Source organism: Arenimonas aestuarii (assembly GCF_054781715.1).
In genome coordinates, this window is the sequence record NZ_BAAGTW010000004.1 from 517,587 (window position 1) to 534,314 (window position 16,728).

Here is a 16,728-nt window from a genome sequence, read left to right on the forward strand (position 1 = left end):
CGCTGGCTGGGCTAAGGGGGAGCAGCGGTAATGTTCTTGGCGATCGAAATGAACTGCTCGCGAAAATAGGTCAACACTTGTCTATTCTTTGCTGGCCCCACGCTCGGCGTGCCCTGAAGAAGATGCCCGGGCGTTGGGATGGTTAACGGCGGCGTTGGGTAGAAAACCCCGACAACTTTGACGTATTTGACCCCGCTCTCGTCAGAATTGTGAGCGATGTGATTTCTCAGGTCCTTTGCCGTGCTCAATGTGGAGCTGCCACCTACTACGCCCAGATAAAGCCCAGAGTTCTTGTCCTGGAGAAAAGTCTCAAACCTGCGAGTGATGGCTCCAGAAGTTGTCCAATCCAGTACGGTTTGGGCCCCCATAAGCATTTCCCTAGCGTGCCGGCGACTTGTTGGGCTCGCATGGCGCGGAATTGCCGAACCACTCAAATTGACAATGCCCTGCATACTGTAGATGAAGCAATCTTCTAGAAGATTCTCGAGGGCGCGGAATGCCGCTAGGAACATCGACTCAAAAATGAGGTCTCTGCCGGCCTTGTCTACTCCATCGTCGCTGTTGGTCTTTTCCTGAAGCTTCCGGGTGGTTTCCAAGATCTCAAGGAAACTAGCATAGGACGTCGCGTAATCCATGTTCAAAGCTGGGCGCAGATGTAGGACACACGTGCTTTTCGGCTCGACGCATCAGTTGTGGCGCGCCGAGAGGTCTCAATAAACTTCAAGAGGTCCATGGTCGGCCTTGCCCCATCCACCGTCACCGCATCGTACTGAGCTGTGATCTCATCCAGCTTTGCCCGGGCCGAACTAAGACCACCTTTGGTCAAACTCTTTCGAGGAATATCACTCGCCCCCGGCAGGCCGTATAGACAGTGCGCTACCGCGCAAAAGAGAGAATTGAAGAAGTGGACGCGTGCCCAGTTTGTAACTTTCAGTTGTTCAGGAGGATACAGAGCACCTACGTAAGCCATCGTGCCGAGAAACTTTTTCTCGGCGGCCGCGACCTCAACTTCTTTGTCGTCATACTTTCGAAAGTAGCTCGGGATTTGCTTCTTTGACTGTATGCCGTCGATGAGCATTCCCAAGAGATCGGAGCCGAGCTCAGCCTCTGCCATTCGAGTCACTTGTTTCTCACTCATCACGCCGCCTTCAATCCAATAGCGTACGTGCCTAAGCCCAAGGCTGTGTGCAGCCTGCTTAAAGAAGCCCAAATACTGGGCGTTCAGAAGCTCTTGAGGGTTGAGCTTCACGGAGTAAGTGTTGAGCCTAGCAAAAACATCCAATGTGTCCTCGTAGCTCAAATCGAACAGCATATCTACGCCAATTTCATACTTTAGAAACTCTGCTTTTATGTCTTGGTCCAGGTTTTCGTATAGATAGCCAGCCAGCTCAGCATTGTGTGCTCGCGAAAGAGCAAACTCGCCGGCGTAGTATCCCAAGATGGCCCGTAGTCGTTGTTGGCCGTCGATAACCGTGCGAATGTTCTTCCCATCACGCAATGACTGCGTAATGAGAATTTTTGGAATAGGCTTGCCACGAAGGACCGTGTCGACAAGATAAGACTTCGCCCGCTCCGTCCAAACGGACTTTCGCTGAAACTTCGGAGAAAGCTCGAGCTGCCCTTTGCTTTCCCATTCGATAAAGTCTGAGATGTTGTAGGTGCGGGTATCAAAGTTTTTCATGGGATTCCAGTTGCAGGTGGTCGGATCTATTCAACTCTTGGCGTAGGCGGATTTGTTCCTCGGAAAAAGTCGCGGTCAGCGCCAGATTCTGGATCCGTATACCACGACCAAGACTATTCAGCTCGCAGGCCAGCGGCGCGCTTCGAATGCTATACCTGACCACCCGATGCTATTGATGCGCGAAGGTACCCGCAAATAGTCAGAAAGTCCCAGTGCCGCTCACTTCCGCCGGACAATTGCGCGACTGCTATTGGCCGAGAAGCGACATAAGACATTGGAAAAGCTTGGTCAGTCCTCTAAAAGACGAGCAGCAGGATTCGACGTCGCGCCACCAGATTGGAAGTAGCCAATCACGCTCGAAACCGCCCGGTGCTCAGTCAGTTGCATGATGGCTGGCAACGCCACGCCCTGGCGGCTCGCCTCGGTCACGAACCCGGACCTGAGGCTGTGGCCGCCAAAATCGCCCTCCAGTCCCGCCTGGCGTGCCCGTCGTTGCACGATCTCGCCCACGGCGGCAGGGGACAGGGCAGGGCCGACGCGCCTCTTCCACAGCCGCCGGAAGATCGCCCCCTCCGCAATCCCAGAGGCTTCGAGCCAGTCTTCCAGCGCCACCGCTGCCCGATCGAGCACCGGCTTGTCCGGGGTCGAGGACGCGGTTACACCGGCTTGCTGCGTCTTGCTGTGTTCTAGCCGGTAGATGTAGCCCTGCGGGCCAATCCGACGGAGATCCCGGACGTCCGCTGCCGCGATTTCGCTACGTCGCCGCCCACCGCTGGCGAACCCAAAGCAGAGCAGGGCCCGGTCACGCAGTCCCTCCAGACTGTCGTCGCAGGTGGCCAGCATCGCCTCGAGCTCGGTCAGGGTGATGGCCGTCTTCTTGCGCGGGCGCTCACCGCGTTTCACGGCGGCCCGGCCAGCTCGGCTAAGAACAGTCCGAACCGCTGGCTGCTCACATGGATTGGCCAGGTGTTTAAGGCGATGGGCGGTCGACAAGACGGCCAGTCGGTGCCGAACGGTGGCTAGGGTCCATGCGCCGATCTTGGCTTTGAGACCCGCAGCCACGAGAGCCTGATCGACCTCCGGCGGCAACTCCCAGGCCAAGCGCCCGTCGTCAGTCCGGCGGGCCGTGTGGTCGACCAGGAACTGTAGAACGGTCGCCTCGGGCGTCGGGAAGCGCAGCTCAATGCCATAGCGAGCCACGTGCCAGCCGGCCCAGTAACGTAGGGCCGAGGCGTAGCTGCGTGTCGTATTGGCGGCCGCCGCTTCGGCCAGCAGCTCACGTACGGCATCCGCGGCCTGTTGCGCGAGCTGTTCGGGCAACACGAGTCCGGCGGCGGGTGAGGCGAGGGCGGGCAGGGTATCCTTATTCTTCATAATATGTAGTCTGTACTACAATAGTTGACACGTACCAACGATAATCATCCCTTATCGTTGGTAGGTCAAGCGTGGGGTAGGGCGGTGCAATAGGAGGACTTTAAATGGCACGGGGTGTCACCCAGGAACAGGTCAATGCCGCGATTGAGCAGCTGCTCAAGGGAGGCGAGCGGCCCACCATCGAACGGGTCCGAGCCAAGCTCGGCACCGGGTCTCCAAACACCCTGACGCGCATGCTGGACGTCTGGTGGCAGGGTCTGGGGGAGCGACTTGCAGAGCAGCGCCAATCCGCGGCTGTACCGGACGCGCCGGCGGCTGTTGTGGATGCGGCGTCCGCGCTTTGGGAGGCAGCGCTGGCAGCAGGGCAGGCGCATGCCGAGGCAGCTGTCGCGCCGGAACGAGCGGCGTTGGCGGAGGCCCTCACTGCAATGGAGACCACCATCGCCCGAGAGCGCGCCGCTGCCGAGGCTGCGGATCGCGCCCGGCAGGCCGCCGTTGCAGTGGCCGATGGGTCGCAGGCGGCGCTGGTCATTAGTGACCAGCGGGTGAGCGATCTGCTCCGGCAAGTGGCTAAGCTCGAGGTGCGGGTGCAGGACCTGACTGAGCGAGGCGATGCGCTCGACGCCCGCCTCCGCAAGTCGCTATCCGATGCGGAATCCGCGCGCGCTGCGGCAGCGGCCGAGCGCGCGGAGCTGCAAGCCCACGTTCGTCGAATTGAAGACCGCGCCCATGCCGAGGTTGACCGCCTGCGCCAAGAACTGAAGGCCGCCAAGAGTGAGCGAGTCACCCGGGACCGGGAACACGCCGCAGCCCTGCGGACCGCGGACCAGGCACGGCAGGCCGCGGATACCGCCCGGAACCAAGCCGAGCGGGAGGCCGCTGCGGCACAGGCCCGGGTTCAGGTGCTGGAGCGCCAGCTCTCGCGAACGGCCTCTCGCGCAAGTAAGGCCGTGGCTTCCCCGCGTCGCCGCTCACCGAAGAGCTAATGTGACCCGTTAGCCGGATGAGAATTCCCAGGGTGTTCTCTCCGGAAGCCGAGCTTAACCTCTCTGCGCGTCAAGGTACTGCCTGACTGCATGCAGGTCCGCGACGTCGCCGGCCAACATTCGATCGAGCGCACTACGCCCACCGAATATCGAAGCTTCGTTTGCCCGTCTCAACCAACTGTCGGCTTGTCCAGCCTCCGCGAAGAGCAGATGGAGAGCCTTGTAGATGCCTAGGATGCAGCTGATGCGCTCTAAAACATCGACGGTCACAGGCCCACGTTGGCCGCGCTTCCAGCGCGAGTAGGTAGCCGGTTCCGGAGATCCGAGCAAGCAACGCGCTTCTTGGCTGGATAGGTTCCACTTCCGGGCGATGTTGAAAAAGGTCCGTAAGCCAACGTCAGCCAGTTCCGGGCGGACAGGCGGAGTGAGTTCAGCCGTCTTCATTGCGTCATGGCCTATTGGTAGGCGCCACTAAGCAAGGAGCCCAATGCTCTGCGGACCGACTCCCGACCCTCCGCCGTATCCAAGAGTTGTACGGGGCGTGCACCGCCAAGCGCAGGCTGTGGGTGCTCCAGCCATTCTCGCAACCATTGATCGAGATCGAAGTGGGATGGTGCCTGGCCGCCTGCGTCGATTGCAGCTTGAATTCGTTCTTTGACATCCAGCAGCTCGCTGGGAAGGCTCCCTAAGGTCGACATCGCAGATCCCTCAGATGTTTTCTTCATCCTATACCGCGCTTGCGCGCGAGTTATGGATGGTCGAGACTTGCTGGGGGAAACGAAGAGCGACTCGAGTGGTAAGTAAAAATGTGAGTTTCTCGAAACCAGACCACCTCACACCATTACTGCCCGAAAACTCACATTTATAGTGATCCCGCCTCTAATCATCCCTAATCGAATCAATTGGTTATCTATTTCGTATTGCGCATAATGTATATTATGTCAATTCGATAATGATCCCCCATCCGGGCGATTGACCTTGCCTGGGGAGCAAGCCCCACTATTGCCGCCTGCTCGACCCAACCCGGCAACCGCATGGCTTCCCTGGTGTTCTTCTACTCCCCTGGTGCGTGTTCGCTTGCCGTCCACGCCGCGCTCCTGCAAGCCCAGGCCGACTTCGAGGCGGTTCGCGTGGATCTGCGCGAGAAGCAGCAGCTGGCCCCGGACTATCTGCGCCTCAATCCCCAGGCGCGCGTTCCGACGCTGGCGGTGGATGGCCGTGCGCTGGTCGAAGTGGTCGCCATCGCCGATTACCTCGACCGCCGCTTCCCGCAGGCGGCGCTGCTGCCGACCGACGATTTCGCCCGGGCGCAAGACATGGCGGCCATCCTGCGGCTGTCATCGGACATCCACCCCTTGTATCGCGCACTGTGGATCGCGCCCTGGTTCGCCGACGACCCGGCGGCCCATGACACGCTCAGGTCGACGGCAACCCGTCGCCTGCGCGAATTCCATGGCGAACTCGAACAGCGCCTGGCCGAGGGAAGCTGGGGCCAGGGCGAGCCGGAAGGTTTCCTGGCGTTCTATACCGCGGTATTCCTGCGCTGGTCCGCCGCCGTCGATCCACAGGGCCTGGGCCCCGAATGCGAAGCGCTGCGCACGCGCATGGCTGCGCATCCGGCCATGGCGGGCGCCGTGGCCGCCGAGGGCATCCGGCTCGACAGCCTCAAGCGCCTCACCGACTGATCCAGGCTTCCCGCGAGCCCGGCCCCTGGCTGATGTCCAGGCGGCGGCAGGCCCTGTGTCAAACGCCGGGAATGCTCATGGCAGGTGCCCTGTCCTGCGCGGATTTCGGAATCGGGCAGCTTGCTTGCGCTTGGCCGGTCTTGCACGCATGTGCCGTTGCCTGATGATTGCCCGCTGCAATTGGGCGCCGCGTCCCTGGGGGAAACGATGCCGCAGGTCCACGATGCCTTGCTCACCCTGGTGATTGGCGTCACCGGGCACAGGGACATCCCCGTCGGGGAGCATGCGGCGCTGCATGCCCGGGTGACCGATCTCATTCGCTCCCTGCGGGCGCAGTTTCCCCATCTCCCGCTGCTCATGCTCAATCCGCTCGCCGAAGGCGGCGATCGCATCGCGGCCCGTGCCGCCGTGGCGCAGGCGGTGCCCCTGTTCGTGCCCCTGCCCTTTTCCGTGGCGGAATACGAGCGGGACTTCGAGTCAGCGGAGTCGCTCACCGAATTCCGCGAGCTCCTGGCCGGAAGCCAGGTGCGCGTGCTGCCTTTGGCGCCGGGTATCACCGAAGAAGCCATCCGCGAGCGCGGCCAGGCCCGAAACCTCCAGTACGCGCAACTAGGGATGTTCATTTCTTCCCATTGCCAGGTGCTGCTGGCGCTTTGGGACGGGAAGCCCAGCACGGCCCTGGGTGGAACCGGGCAGGTCGTGGCCTTCCATATCGCCAATGTCATGCCCCAGGTCAGCCCCCGCGAGGTCGCTCCCAACCTTTTGGCCGATGACGAAAGCGACCTCGTTTTCCATATCGCCTGTTCACGCCAGCTGGCACCCGGCGGCGCGTCACCCCTGCAGGTGCCCGGCGTCGGCCGCTGGCTGACGGCCGAAGGGGCTGCCGACGACAGCGTCGTGGTGCCCGCTGCCTATCGCCGCATGTTCGGGCAAATGTCGGCCTTCAACCTCGACACCCAGCGGCATTGGCATGCCATAGAGGCCAACTACCCTCGCCTGCTGCCGGCCGAGCCGCCGGCGCCGGTACCCGCTGGCATCGTGCGCATCGAACGCCTGTTCGGTGCCGCCGACTGGCTGGCCCTGCACTTTCGCCAGCGCGTGCGGATGAACCTGCAGGCCACGCACCTCGCGGCTGCGCTGATGGGCCTGTCCTTCATCATCTATTCGGACCTGGTGCCGCGCCGGGAACTTGTGGTCGCCTTCCTCGGGCTTTTCCTGCTCGGTTACGCGGTTGCCTGGGTCGGCCAGCGCCGCCAGTGGCAGCGCAAGTACCTCGACTACCGGGGCTTGTCCGAAGGCCTGCGGGTGCAGCTCTACTGGCGTCTGGCCGGGGTGCAGGTGCCGGCCGACGGCAGCCTGGGCTACGACAGCTTCCTGCAGAAGCAGGACGTCGACCTGAGCTGGATCCGCCACGCGATGCGCGGCACCAGCCTGGTCCAGGACAGCGGGGCCAACCCCGACGCGCGCTGGCTGCAGTGGACGATAGACAACTGGGTCGGCGACGCCGACGGCGCCACCGGTCAGCTCGGCTATTTTCGCCGCGGCAGCCAGCAGCGGGCCCGCGCCTTTCTCTACACCGAACGCCTTGGTCGCCTGGCGTTGCTGGCCGGCCTGGGCGGTGCGCTGGTGCTGGCGGTGGGAGGGCCGCTGCTGGACGAGTCCAGCCAGGCGGGCCTGGTGATCTTCATGGGCCTGCTGCCGCTGATCGCCGGCATTCGTGAGGCCTACTCCTTCAAGAAGGCCGACAAGGAGCTGATCAAGCAGTTCCAGTTCATGGCGCGACTTTTCGCCAGCTGCAGCATCCGGCTGGCGCGCGCCGCGACGGACGAGGAGCGGCGCGAACTGCTCCTGGCCCTCGGGCGTGCCTGCCTGGAGGAACACGCAGAGTGGATCCTGCTCCATCGCGACCGCCCACTTGAGCTGCAGGCCCCGCAATGACCGCCCCGCGCCGCTACGCCGCCTTCATCAGCTACAGCCACGCCGATACGCACTGGGCGAAGTGGCTGCAAAAGCAGCTCGAGTCGTTCCGGGTGCCGCGTCGCCTGGTCGGCACGGCCGGCGAGTATGGGCCGGTGCCCGCCCGGCTGGCGCCGGTGTTCCGCGACCGCGAGGAACTGGCCAGCGCCAATGACCTGGGTGGCCGCATCACCCAGGCGCTTGACGCCTCGGATGCGCTGGTGGTCATCTGCTCGCCGGCCGCGGCCGCTTCGCCCTGGGTCAACGAAGAAATCCGAAGCTATCGTCGCCTCGGCCGCAGTGACCGCATCCATTGCCTGCTGGTGCCCGCGGAGCCTGGCGGCCGCGCGGGCCCCCTCTTCCCGCCCGCCCTGGTCGAAGTGATCGACCCGGAAGAGGCAGCGCCCGAACCCATCGCCGCCGACCTGAGCGAAAGTGGCGACGGCCCTGCCCTCGCCCGCCAGAAACTGATCGCGGGCCTGCTGGGCCTGGGCCTGGACGACCTGCGCCAACGGGAGGCGCAGCGGCGGCAGCGGCGCCTGGCCTGGATCACCACGGCCTCCGTGGCCGGCATGGCGGTGGCCGCGGTGCTGGCCGGCCAGGCGCACGTCGCACGCAACGACGCCCTGCGTCGCCAGGCCCAGGCCGAAGACCTGCTGGGCTTCATGATCGACGACCTGCGGCCCAAGCTCGAGCGCGTCGGGCGCCTCGACCTGCTTGATGCGGTCGGCGACAAGGCGCTCGATTATTTCGACTCCCTGCCCTCCCGCGACCAGACCGACACCGCGCTGTCGCAGCAGGCACGGGCGCTGACGCAGATCGGCCAGGTGCGCCTGGACCAGGGTGAACATGCGCAGGCGCTGGCGGCGTTCTCGGCGGCGCATGCGCGTGCGCTCGAACTCTCGCGGCGCGCCCCCGATGACGGCGGCCGCCTGTTCGACCTCGCGCAGGCCGAGTACTGGATCGGGCTGGTGGCCTGGCGCCAGCGAGACCTCGACACGGCCGAAACCTGGCTGCGCTCATATCGCGACCGGTCCGAAGCCCTGGCGGCGCTCGACCCGACGCGTTTCGACTGGCAGCGCGAAGTGGCCTACGGCCATCACAACCTGGCCGTGCTCGATGACAGCCGGGGACGCCACGCCGAAGCCGCCGCCGCCTTCGAAAGCGAGCTGGCGCTCTACCGGGCCTGGCTGCCCGGGCACCCCGACGACACCCTGCTGCGTTTCGAGGCCGCCAACGTCGCTTCCTGGCTCGGCGCGGTGAACGAGCGCCTGGGCCGGCTGGCCCAGTCCGAAGCGTATTTCCTGGAGGCCGACCAGGGCCATGCCGCCAACCAGGCGCAGGAGCCCAAGGTGATGGCCTGGACCGACAACCGCATCGATACCTCGGTGCAGCTGGCCAAGGTCCGCATGCGCCAGGGAAAGCTGGCCGAGGCGCGCGAAGGCCTGCGCGACGCCGTTGTCGCAGCGTCGGCGCTGTCGCGGCACGATCCGGAAAACACCGCCTGGCGCCGCTCGCACGGCAATACGCTGCTGTCCCTGGCGTCCGTCGAAAAAGCCTGCGGCGACACCCAGGCGGCCGAGGCGGCGGTCGCCGAGGCCCGTGAGGTACTGGCACAGGCGCTGGCCGAGGCGCCGGAAGACAATCTCGCCATCACCTACTTCGCGCGCGCCGCACTGATCGACGCCGAACTGGCTCTGCTTGCCGACCGTTCCGGCGACGCGGCGGCCGCGCTGGCGCAGGCGGACGAACCCCTTTCAAAAGCCTGGCAGCGCGAGCCCTCGGACACGCTGCGCCAGCTTTCCGCCAGGCATGACCAGCTCCAGGCCAGCCTGCTGGAACGCCGCGGGGACACCGGGGCCGCCAGCGCGCTTCGGCGCCAGGCGCTGGCGCGATTGCTCGATGCGGGAGCCGGCGAACCCGCCTTCGGCCACCTCGAATCCCTGGTCTCGATCCAGCGCGAACTTGGCGAGTTCGACGCCGCCGAGGCAAACCTGGGGCGGCTGCGGCAGGCCGGCGGCGTGTTCGACGCCCCGCCCGCGGCCTGCGCCATTCCTTCCGCGGGCTCGCCCGCAGCAACGAGGACCGCACCATGACCGAGCCGAGCCTGCCCACCGTCACCTTCACCATCGACAAGTTCCACAAGATCGGTGGCCACAATCGCTATTGCAGCTACAGCATGTCGCTTGCCGACGGGGGCTCGGTGGTCAGCCTGGACCCGACCGACAACACCCTGACCGTTACATCGGCCAGCCCGGTGCAGATCGTCTTCACCGCCACCGGCGATTACCTGCTGGCCGGCATCTGCTTCAGGGAAACGGACCCGGGCAAGAAGGACCCCAACGGCGCCTGCGCCTTTCCCAATGTCGTGCTCAATCTTTCCGGCAGCAGTTCGACGCTGACCCTGACCGACACCGCCAACACGGACTCGAGCTACGAGTTCGCCATGCTCGTGGTCGGCATCAACGAAGAAGCGCTTGGCCTTATCGACCCGCCGATCGTAAACCGCCCTCCCGCCTGAGCCACCGATACATTCCTTTGGCTCGCCCCGCTGCGCTTAGTCGGTCATGATGAGCGCGATTTGGCCGATGGAACGCGCCGGGGAGACGCCATGCCAGCCGATGAATTGCCCCCTAGCCTGGGCGCCCATCGGGTACAGACATCGAAGGACGTCGCCGCCATCGTGCGCAGCGTCAGCCAGGGCCGCGTGCACTGGGAGCCGGTGCGCTCGCTCTGGTTCTCGGGCATGGCCCTGGCGGCGGTCGTCGGTGGCGCGCTGACCTTCAGCTGGGCCGCGTTCGCGCTGTTCGTCGGCAGCACGGTCACCGTGCTGCTGCTGGGCCATTCCCTGGGCATGCACCGCAAGCTGGTGCACGACGGATTCCAGTGTCCACGCTGGCTGGAGTACCTGCTGGTCTGGTGCGGCACCCAGGTCGGTCTGGCGGGGCCGCTGTCCATGGTGCGCACCCACGATCTGCGCGACTTCGCCCAGCGCTTGCCCGATTGCCATGATTTCCTGGCCCACCGCCGCTCTTTCCTGGTCGATGCCTGGTGGCAGTTGCACTGCGAGCTCCGCCTCGAGCACCCGCCGCGCATCGAACTCGAATCGCGAATCAGCGGGGACGTTTTCCTTCGTTTCCTGGAGCGCAGCTGGATGTGGCATCACCTGGGGGTGGCGCTGCTGCTCCTGGCGGTCGGCGGCTGGGGATTCGTTTTCTGGGGAGTGTGTGCGCGGGTCACGGCCGGGGTGTTCGGGCACTGGCTGGTGGGCTACTTCGCGCACAACCATGGCCACATGCAGCACGAAGTGGTCGGTGCCGCGGTCCAGGGCCGCAACGTACCGCTGTTCTCGCTGCTGACCATGGGCGAATGCTGGCACAACAACCACCACGCATTTCCCGGCTCTTCGCGGCTGGGCCTGTATCCCGGCGAATGGGATCCCGGCTGGTGGGCCCTTTGCGGCCTGCGCCGGATCGGTCTCGTGTCGGGCCTGCGCCTGCCCGTCGACCTGCCGTACCGTCCGGAACTTCGCCGATTGCCGGCTGGCGATCACCACTGTCCTCCCAAGGTCCTTCTCGCCGAATGAATTCCCCGAAAGAAGATCAGATCCTCCCGCCGCCGCCCAAGCCACGTTCCATGCCTTATTCGTTCTGGTGGCCGCTGCTTTGTGGTGCGGCCACGGGCCTGCTGCTGCGGCTGGTTTTCTCGGGCGATTCGGGACAGGCGTATACGCCGATGCTGGCGGCTTTCGTCTACCTGGCGCCGCTCGTGGTGGGCATGGTCACGGTCTATGTCGCCGAGCGCAGCCACCGGCGCAGCTGGGGCTATTACGCCGGGTCCGCGGCCTTCGCGAACGTGCTGTTCGTGGTGGGCAGCCTGGCAATCCTGGTCGAAGGTCTCATCTGCGCCATCCTGATCCTGCCGCTGTTCACCGCGATCGGCGCCGTGGGCGGGCTGCTGATGGGCCTGGTCTGCCGGTTCACCAACTGGCCACGCGGCACCCTGGGCTGCTTCGCCGCGCTGCCCTTGTTGCTCGGCGCGCTGGGAGGCGACCCGGGGCCGCGTGTGCACAGCGTTGAAAACGTGCGGCGCCAGGTGCTGGTGCAGGCCCCGGCGAGCGAAGTCTGGCAGCACCTGCTGGACGCCGACCGGATCGCCCCGGGCGAAGTGGAAACCGCCTGGATGTACCGCATCGGCGTGCCAATGCCCCTGGCCGGGGTCACCGAAGAAACCGCCGATGGCCTGGTCCGCGACGTGCGCATGGGCAAGGGCATTCATTTCACCCAGGTTGCCTCGGACTGGGAGCCCGGACGCCGCGTGCACTGGCGCTACCGGTTCGGGCCCGGCTCCGTGCCGCCGGGCGCGCTCGACGACCACGTGCGCATCGGTGGCGACTACTTCGACCTCGTGGGCACCACTTACAGGCTCACGCCACGTGGCCAGGCGACGGTGCTCGAGATTGAAATGCAGTACCGGGTCAGCACCGATTTCGACTGGTATGCCGAGCCGCTGGCCCGCTGGCTGATCGGTGATTTCAGCGAGGTGATCCTGGACTTCTATCGGGTGCGCAGCGAAGCGGTGGCCGGCACCGGACCGGCTTGACCTTGCCCCCGGGTCAAGGCTCACGCTGGCTGCACCCGTCAGGTGTAAACTCCGCGCCATGTCCGTTTTCCGCGTCCTGAGATACCTGGTGCTCGCCCTGGCCCTCGTGGCCGGCGGCGTGGCGCCCGGGTTTGCCCAGGCCATGCACCCGGCACCCGAGGCAGCGATGCAGTCGCCCTGCCATGGCATGGACGGCGAGCTGGTCGGCACGGCCCCCGATGCAGCCAGCCTCGGCGACTGCTGCGAAGGTGGCGACTGCCGCTGCGACTGCCTGCAGCACAGTCCGGCCAGCGTGGTGGTGCTGCACCAGCCGGCGTCGGTCGCCCACGGCTCCGACCAGGCGCTGCTGGCCACCGCCAGCCGTGCCCCGGCGAGGACACTGCCGGCCACGCGACCTCCCATCGCCTGAAGCCCGGCGGACGTCCGTCCGCCGTCCTTGCTGCTGCCCGGCCGTTACCGGGCCGGGTCCCTTCCCGGGACGCTTCTGGAGATTCCCATGAATGCCCTACCCTCCCGCGCCATGCTGGCGCTGGTCCTTGGTTCCGCGTTGGCCGGCTGCGCGTCGCTGGCACCGCAGCCGCGTGACGCCGACATCAGCGAACTGCTCGCCGAACGCGGCGGCCCCGCCGTCGACTGGTCGGCCGTGGCCGGCACCGACGAGGAGGCCGCAAGCCTCGATCGCTGGCTGTCCGAACCGATGACCCTCGATGCCGCCACCCGCGTGGCGATGCTGCGCAGTCCGCGTCTGCGCGAACATTACGCCCGCCTCGGCCTGGCCCGGGCCGAGGTGCTCGAAGCGGTGGAGATTGAAAACCCGCGCCTGTCCTTCCAGCGCCTGTCCATCGACGGCGGCGGCCACAATCGAACCACCGGCCTGTCGATGCCGCTGCTCGACCTGCTGCTGCTGCCCGCCAAGGCACGCCTGGCGGCCACCGACTACGACCGGGCGCGCTACGACGTCGCCGGCGCGGTGCTCGACACCGTCGCCGACGTGGAAGCGGCCTGGTACGCCTACGTCACCGCCCGACAGGTCGCGGGCATGCGCGAGGCGGTCAGCGAGGCGGCCGCAGTCAGCGCCGAACTGGCCGGGCGTTTCCACGCCGCCGGCAACATCAGTGCGCTGCAGCTGGCGCAGGAACAGGCTGCCGCCAGCCAGGCCTACATCGAAGCCCTGCAGGCGCGCGCCGATGCCGGCCGCCACCGGCTGGCCCTGCACACCCTGCTGGGCTTGCGCGGCGAAGAAACCAACTGGGAAGCCAGCGAGTCGCTGCCCCTGCCGGTACCTACGGAAGACGACCCCGAGCAACTGGCAAGCCTGGCCCGCGACGGCAACCTGGCGGTACTGGCGGCGCGCGCCGAGGCGGAGGTGCTCGCCGATGCCCTGGGGCTTACGCGCACGCTGCGCTGGTTCGGTGGCAGCGAGATCGGCTACGAACGCGAGCGCGAGGCCGACGGCGCCCGCCTGCAGGGCCCGGAAATCTCGCTGGAACTGCCGATCTTCAACCAGGGCCAGGCCAAGCTGGCCCGCGCCGAAGCCCGGCTGATGGAAGCGCTGGCCCGCGTGCAGCAGGCCGAACTGGCGGCCGACAACGGCGTGCGCATGGCCGCACAGACCGTGGCCTCGCTGCGCGAGGTGGTGGACACGCATCGCCTCGCGCTGGTGCCGCAGCGCGAATCGATCGTGGCGCGCCAGCAGGAGCGCCAGAACTTCATGCTGATCGGGGTGTTCGAGCTGATCCAGGCCAAGGTCGCCGAATACGATGCCTACCAGGCCTACCTGGAGGCCGTGCGCGACTACTGGCTGGCCCGCGTCGACCTGGCCCGCCTGGTCGGCCGCCGCCTGCCCAGCGACGCCGGCATTCAGGCGCGTACGCCGTCCGTGCAGGAAATCCTGGGCCCGGAAGAAGCGCCGCCCATGGATCACTCGGCGCACGGCGGGATGGACCATTCGATGCATCAATCGGCACCGCCCGCCGAGCCGGAAGCGATGGACCACTCCAGGCACGAAGGCATGGACCATTCGATGCACCAGGCGGCGCCGCCCGCCGAGGCGGAATCGATGGACCACTCCAAGCACGAAGGCATGGACCATTCGATGCATCAGACGGCACCACCCGCCGAGCCGGAAGCGATGGACCACTCCAAGCACGAAGGCATGGACCATTCCGGCCACGACATGCCGGCGAGCCCTGAGCCCGCCGACGTGCCCGAAGAGTCCGGCGACGACACCCAAGCCGATGAACACCAAGACCACCACGGAGCCACCCCATGAGCCTGTCCCGACGAAAGCTTCTGATCGGCGCCGGCGCCGGCCTGGCCGGTGCCGCCGCCCTGCCCGCCCTCGCCCAGACCGCGCCGGCGGCGCGCACGGCAACTGAAAACGCACCCGCGGCGCGGCGCGCCCACGGCAAGGTGCGCACGCTCAACGGCTGGTCCCTGCCCCACCGCATGAATGGCGGCGTCAAGGAGTTCCATCTGGTCGCCGAAGAATTCGAGCACGAATTCGCGCCGGGCTCGAAGGCCGTGGTCTGGGGCTACAACGGTTCCACGCCCGGCCCGACCATCGAAGCCGTGCAGGGAGACCGCATTCGCATCTATGTCACCAACCGCCTCAAGGAAGCCACCACCATCCACTGGCACGGACTGATCCTGCCCAGCGGCATGGACGGCGTCGGTGGCCTGTCGCAGCCGCAGATCAAGCCTGGCGAGACCTTCGCCTACGAGTTCGACCTGGTCCAGCACGGCACCCACATGTACCACCCGCACGCCGACGAAATGGTGCAGCTGGCGATGGGCATGATGGGACTGCTGATCATCCACCCCAAGGGTGGCGACCACGTCGACCGCGACTACGCCCTGCTGTTGCACAACTTCGCCCTGCACCCGGGTACCTACCGCCCCGATCCGTCGGTGATGCAGGATTTCGACCTGTGGACCTTCAATTCCAAGGTCTTTCCGGCCATCGAACCGATGGTTGCGCGCACCGGCGAGCGGGTGCGGATCCGCGTGGGCAACCTGAGCATGTGGAACCACCCGATCCACCTGCATGGCGTGCAGTTCGAAGTGACCGGCAGCGATGGTGGCCGCTGGCCAAAGGCGCAGTGGCGCCGGGAAGTGACCGAAATCATCGGCGTCGGCCAGATGCGCGACATCGAGTTCACCGCCGTGCCCGGTGACTGGGCCTTCCACTGCCACATGTCGCACCACACCATGGGGCCGATGGGCCACGAAGTCCCCAACACCCAGGGCGTGGACCAGTCGGGCGTGGAGCAGAAGATCCGCCGGATGCTGCCCGGCTACATGGCCATGGGCCAGCACGGCATGGCCGAACACCAGGAACACACCGACAGCGGCCACATGAAGGGCCCGGAGAACACACTGGCGATGATGGCCGGCAAGGGTCCGTTCGGGAACATCGAGATGGGCGGCATGTTCACCGTGGTCAAGGTGCGCGATGACATCCGCCCCGGTGACTACAGCGACCCGGGCTGGTACGCGAACCCGCCCGGCACGGTCGCCCGCCGCGTCAGCAGCGACCCCTCTTTCGGCGCCCCCGTGCGCCGCAACACCTGAGCAGGAGACGTCCCATGAAAATCACCGCCATCCGCCTCGCCCTGGTCGCGCTGCTGTTCGCCGCGCCGGTCGCCGCCGCGCAGCCCTCCCCCGCGGATTCCGCCAATGCCAGCCCGGTGGACAACAGCCTGCCCCTGGTCACCGTGCACAAGAGCCCCTACTGCGGCTGCTGCACGAAATGGGTGGAACACATGCGCGCCGAAGGCTTCGAAGTGAAGGTCGTCGAAGCCGAGGACCTCGGCCCGGTTAAGGCCCGCGTCGGCATCCCGCCCGCGAAGGGCTCGTGCCACACCGCCGAGGTGGACGGTTATTTCGTCGAGGGCCACGTGCCTGCCGACGACGTCAAGCGTCTGCTGCGCGAGCGTCCCGAGGCCCGCGGGCTGACGGTGCCGGGCATGCCGGCCGGTTCACCCGGCATGGAAATGCCGGACGGTCGCGTGCAGCCCTACACCGTCGAGCTGATCACGCCAGACGGCAAGGCCACGGCGTTCTCCCGCCACGGCGGCTGAGACGCGGGCCTAGCGGTTCGGAACTTCGGCAGCGCCCTGCGCGGCGGCCAGGTGCGGCATGCGTCCGTCGCCGTAGCTGCGCACGACTTCGGAGATGACGATCTGGTAACCCGCGTACCAGCGCGCGTACTGGCGCTTGGCTTGCAGGTGCGCGGGATCGGTTGCAAACGCCTGGAGCGACGCGAGGTCGCGCCAATAGTAAGTGGCGCATCGACGGGCGCCGTCGCCGCTCTGCCAGGACTCGACGCCGACGAAACCCGGATTGGCGCGCGCGACGGCGTCGATTTGCGCGTTGAGCTGGTGGAACTGCTCGTCGTACTGGTCGGGTAGCCAATGGAAAGCTGCGATGTACATGGTCGTCT

Annotated in this window: 17 protein-coding genes; 11 read left to right on the top strand and 6 right to left on the bottom strand. The window is 66.0% G+C overall.

Features of this window, described 5'->3' with window-relative positions; genetic code table 11:
• Positions 1 to 11 precede the first annotated feature (11 nt).
• The 3 genes from ACYVJH_RS03245 to ACYVJH_RS03255 all read right to left on the bottom strand — a co-directional run bounded on the left by ACYVJH_RS03245 (position 12) and on the right by ACYVJH_RS03255 (position 3,055).
• Positions 12 to 635, bottom strand: coding sequence for a hypothetical protein (locus ACYVJH_RS03245; protein WP_460453215.1), 624 nt, complete (start codon positions 633 to 635; stop codon positions 12 to 14).
• Positions 636 to 637: 2 nt separating this feature from the next.
• Positions 638 to 1,681: a DUF262 domain-containing protein gene (locus ACYVJH_RS03250; RefSeq protein ID WP_460453216.1), complete on the bottom strand. Its 1,044-nt coding sequence runs from the start codon at positions 1,679 to 1,681 to the stop codon at positions 638 to 640.
• Positions 1,682 to 1,969: 288 nt separating this feature from the next.
• Positions 1,970 to 3,055 (bottom strand): site-specific integrase, encoded by a 1,086-nt coding sequence (locus tag ACYVJH_RS03255; RefSeq protein WP_460453217.1) that lies wholly within the window; start codon positions 3,053 to 3,055, stop codon positions 1,970 to 1,972.
• A 104-nt stretch (positions 3,056 to 3,159) separates the two neighbouring features.
• Here ACYVJH_RS03255 and ACYVJH_RS03260 point away from each other — a divergent pair, with 104 nt between their 5' ends.
• Positions 3,160 to 4,041: a DNA-binding protein gene (locus ACYVJH_RS03260; protein ID WP_460453218.1), complete on the top strand. Its 882-nt coding sequence runs from the start codon at positions 3,160 to 3,162 to the stop codon at positions 4,039 to 4,041.
• Positions 4,042 to 4,095: 54 nt separating this feature from the next.
• Here ACYVJH_RS03260 and ACYVJH_RS03265 read toward each other — a convergent pair whose 3' ends face one another.
• A complete protein-coding gene (locus ACYVJH_RS03265) occupies positions 4,096 to 4,485 on the bottom strand; it encodes an MbcA/ParS/Xre antitoxin family protein (RefSeq protein WP_460453219.1) in 390 nt (129 codons plus the stop codon).
• A gap of 11 nt (positions 4,486 to 4,496) precedes the next feature.
• Positions 4,497 to 4,766 (bottom strand): MbcA/ParS/Xre antitoxin family protein, encoded by a 270-nt coding sequence (locus tag ACYVJH_RS03270; protein WP_460453220.1) that lies wholly within the window; start codon positions 4,764 to 4,766, stop codon positions 4,497 to 4,499.
• Between the two features lie 309 nt (positions 4,767 to 5,075).
• Here ACYVJH_RS03270 and ACYVJH_RS03275 point away from each other — a divergent pair, with 309 nt between their 5' ends.
• From ACYVJH_RS03275 to ACYVJH_RS03320, 10 genes are all read left to right on the top strand, one after another.
• Positions 5,076 to 5,726 carry a glutathione S-transferase family protein gene (locus ACYVJH_RS03275; RefSeq protein WP_460453221.1) on the top strand — a complete coding sequence of 217 codons (651 nt, stop codon included), beginning with the start codon at positions 5,076 to 5,078 and terminating at the stop codon, positions 5,724 to 5,726.
• Positions 5,727 to 5,933: 207 nt separating this feature from the next.
• On the top strand, positions 5,934 to 7,664 hold the full coding sequence (locus ACYVJH_RS03280) for a hypothetical protein (RefSeq protein WP_460453222.1): 1,731 nt from the start codon (positions 5,934 to 5,936) through the stop codon (positions 7,662 to 7,664).
• Positions 7,661 to 9,778 (top strand): toll/interleukin-1 receptor domain-containing protein, encoded by a 2,118-nt coding sequence (locus ACYVJH_RS03285; RefSeq protein ID WP_460453223.1) that lies wholly within the window; start codon positions 7,661 to 7,663, stop codon positions 9,776 to 9,778. The genes ACYVJH_RS03280 and ACYVJH_RS03285 overlap by 4 nt, the downstream gene beginning before the upstream one ends.
• Positions 9,775 to 10,203 (top strand): hypothetical protein, encoded by a 429-nt coding sequence (locus ACYVJH_RS03290; RefSeq protein WP_460453224.1) that lies wholly within the window; start codon positions 9,775 to 9,777, stop codon positions 10,201 to 10,203. The genes ACYVJH_RS03285 and ACYVJH_RS03290 overlap by 4 nt, the downstream gene beginning before the upstream one ends.
• Positions 10,204 to 10,293: 90 nt before the next feature.
• Positions 10,294 to 11,268 carry an acyl-CoA desaturase gene (locus tag ACYVJH_RS03295; RefSeq protein WP_460453225.1) on the top strand — a complete coding sequence of 325 codons (975 nt, stop codon included), beginning with the start codon at positions 10,294 to 10,296 and terminating at the stop codon, positions 11,266 to 11,268.
• Positions 11,269 to 11,318: 50 nt separating this feature from the next.
• Positions 11,319 to 12,284: an SRPBCC family protein gene (locus ACYVJH_RS03300; RefSeq protein WP_460453226.1), complete on the top strand. Its 966-nt coding sequence runs from the start codon at positions 11,319 to 11,321 to the stop codon at positions 12,282 to 12,284.
• A 58-nt stretch (positions 12,285 to 12,342) separates the two neighbouring features.
• Positions 12,343 to 12,693: a CopL family metal-binding regulatory protein gene (locus ACYVJH_RS03305; RefSeq protein ID WP_460453227.1), complete on the top strand. Its 351-nt coding sequence runs from the start codon at positions 12,343 to 12,345 to the stop codon at positions 12,691 to 12,693.
• A gap of 87 nt (positions 12,694 to 12,780) precedes the next feature.
• The gene (locus tag ACYVJH_RS03310; RefSeq protein WP_460453228.1) at positions 12,781 to 14,556 is read left to right on the top strand and encodes a TolC family protein; all 1,776 of its coding nucleotides are present in this window, start codon (positions 12,781 to 12,783) and stop codon (positions 14,554 to 14,556) included.
• The gene (locus ACYVJH_RS03315; protein ID WP_460453229.1) at positions 14,553 to 15,857 is read left to right on the top strand and encodes a multicopper oxidase family protein; all 1,305 of its coding nucleotides are present in this window, start codon (positions 14,553 to 14,555) and stop codon (positions 15,855 to 15,857) included. The genes ACYVJH_RS03310 and ACYVJH_RS03315 overlap by 4 nt, the downstream gene beginning before the upstream one ends.
• A gap of 14 nt (positions 15,858 to 15,871) precedes the next feature.
• On the top strand, positions 15,872 to 16,366 hold the full coding sequence (locus tag ACYVJH_RS03320; RefSeq protein ID WP_460453230.1) for a DUF411 domain-containing protein: 495 nt from the start codon (positions 15,872 to 15,874) through the stop codon (positions 16,364 to 16,366).
• A 9-nt stretch (positions 16,367 to 16,375) separates the two neighbouring features.
• Here the strand turns inward: ACYVJH_RS03320 and ACYVJH_RS03325 are convergent, their stop codons facing one another.
• A complete protein-coding gene (locus tag ACYVJH_RS03325; RefSeq protein ID WP_460453231.1) occupies positions 16,376 to 16,720 on the bottom strand; it encodes an antibiotic biosynthesis monooxygenase family protein in 345 nt (114 codons plus the stop codon).
• Between the last annotated feature and the right edge of the window lie 8 nt (positions 16,721 to 16,728).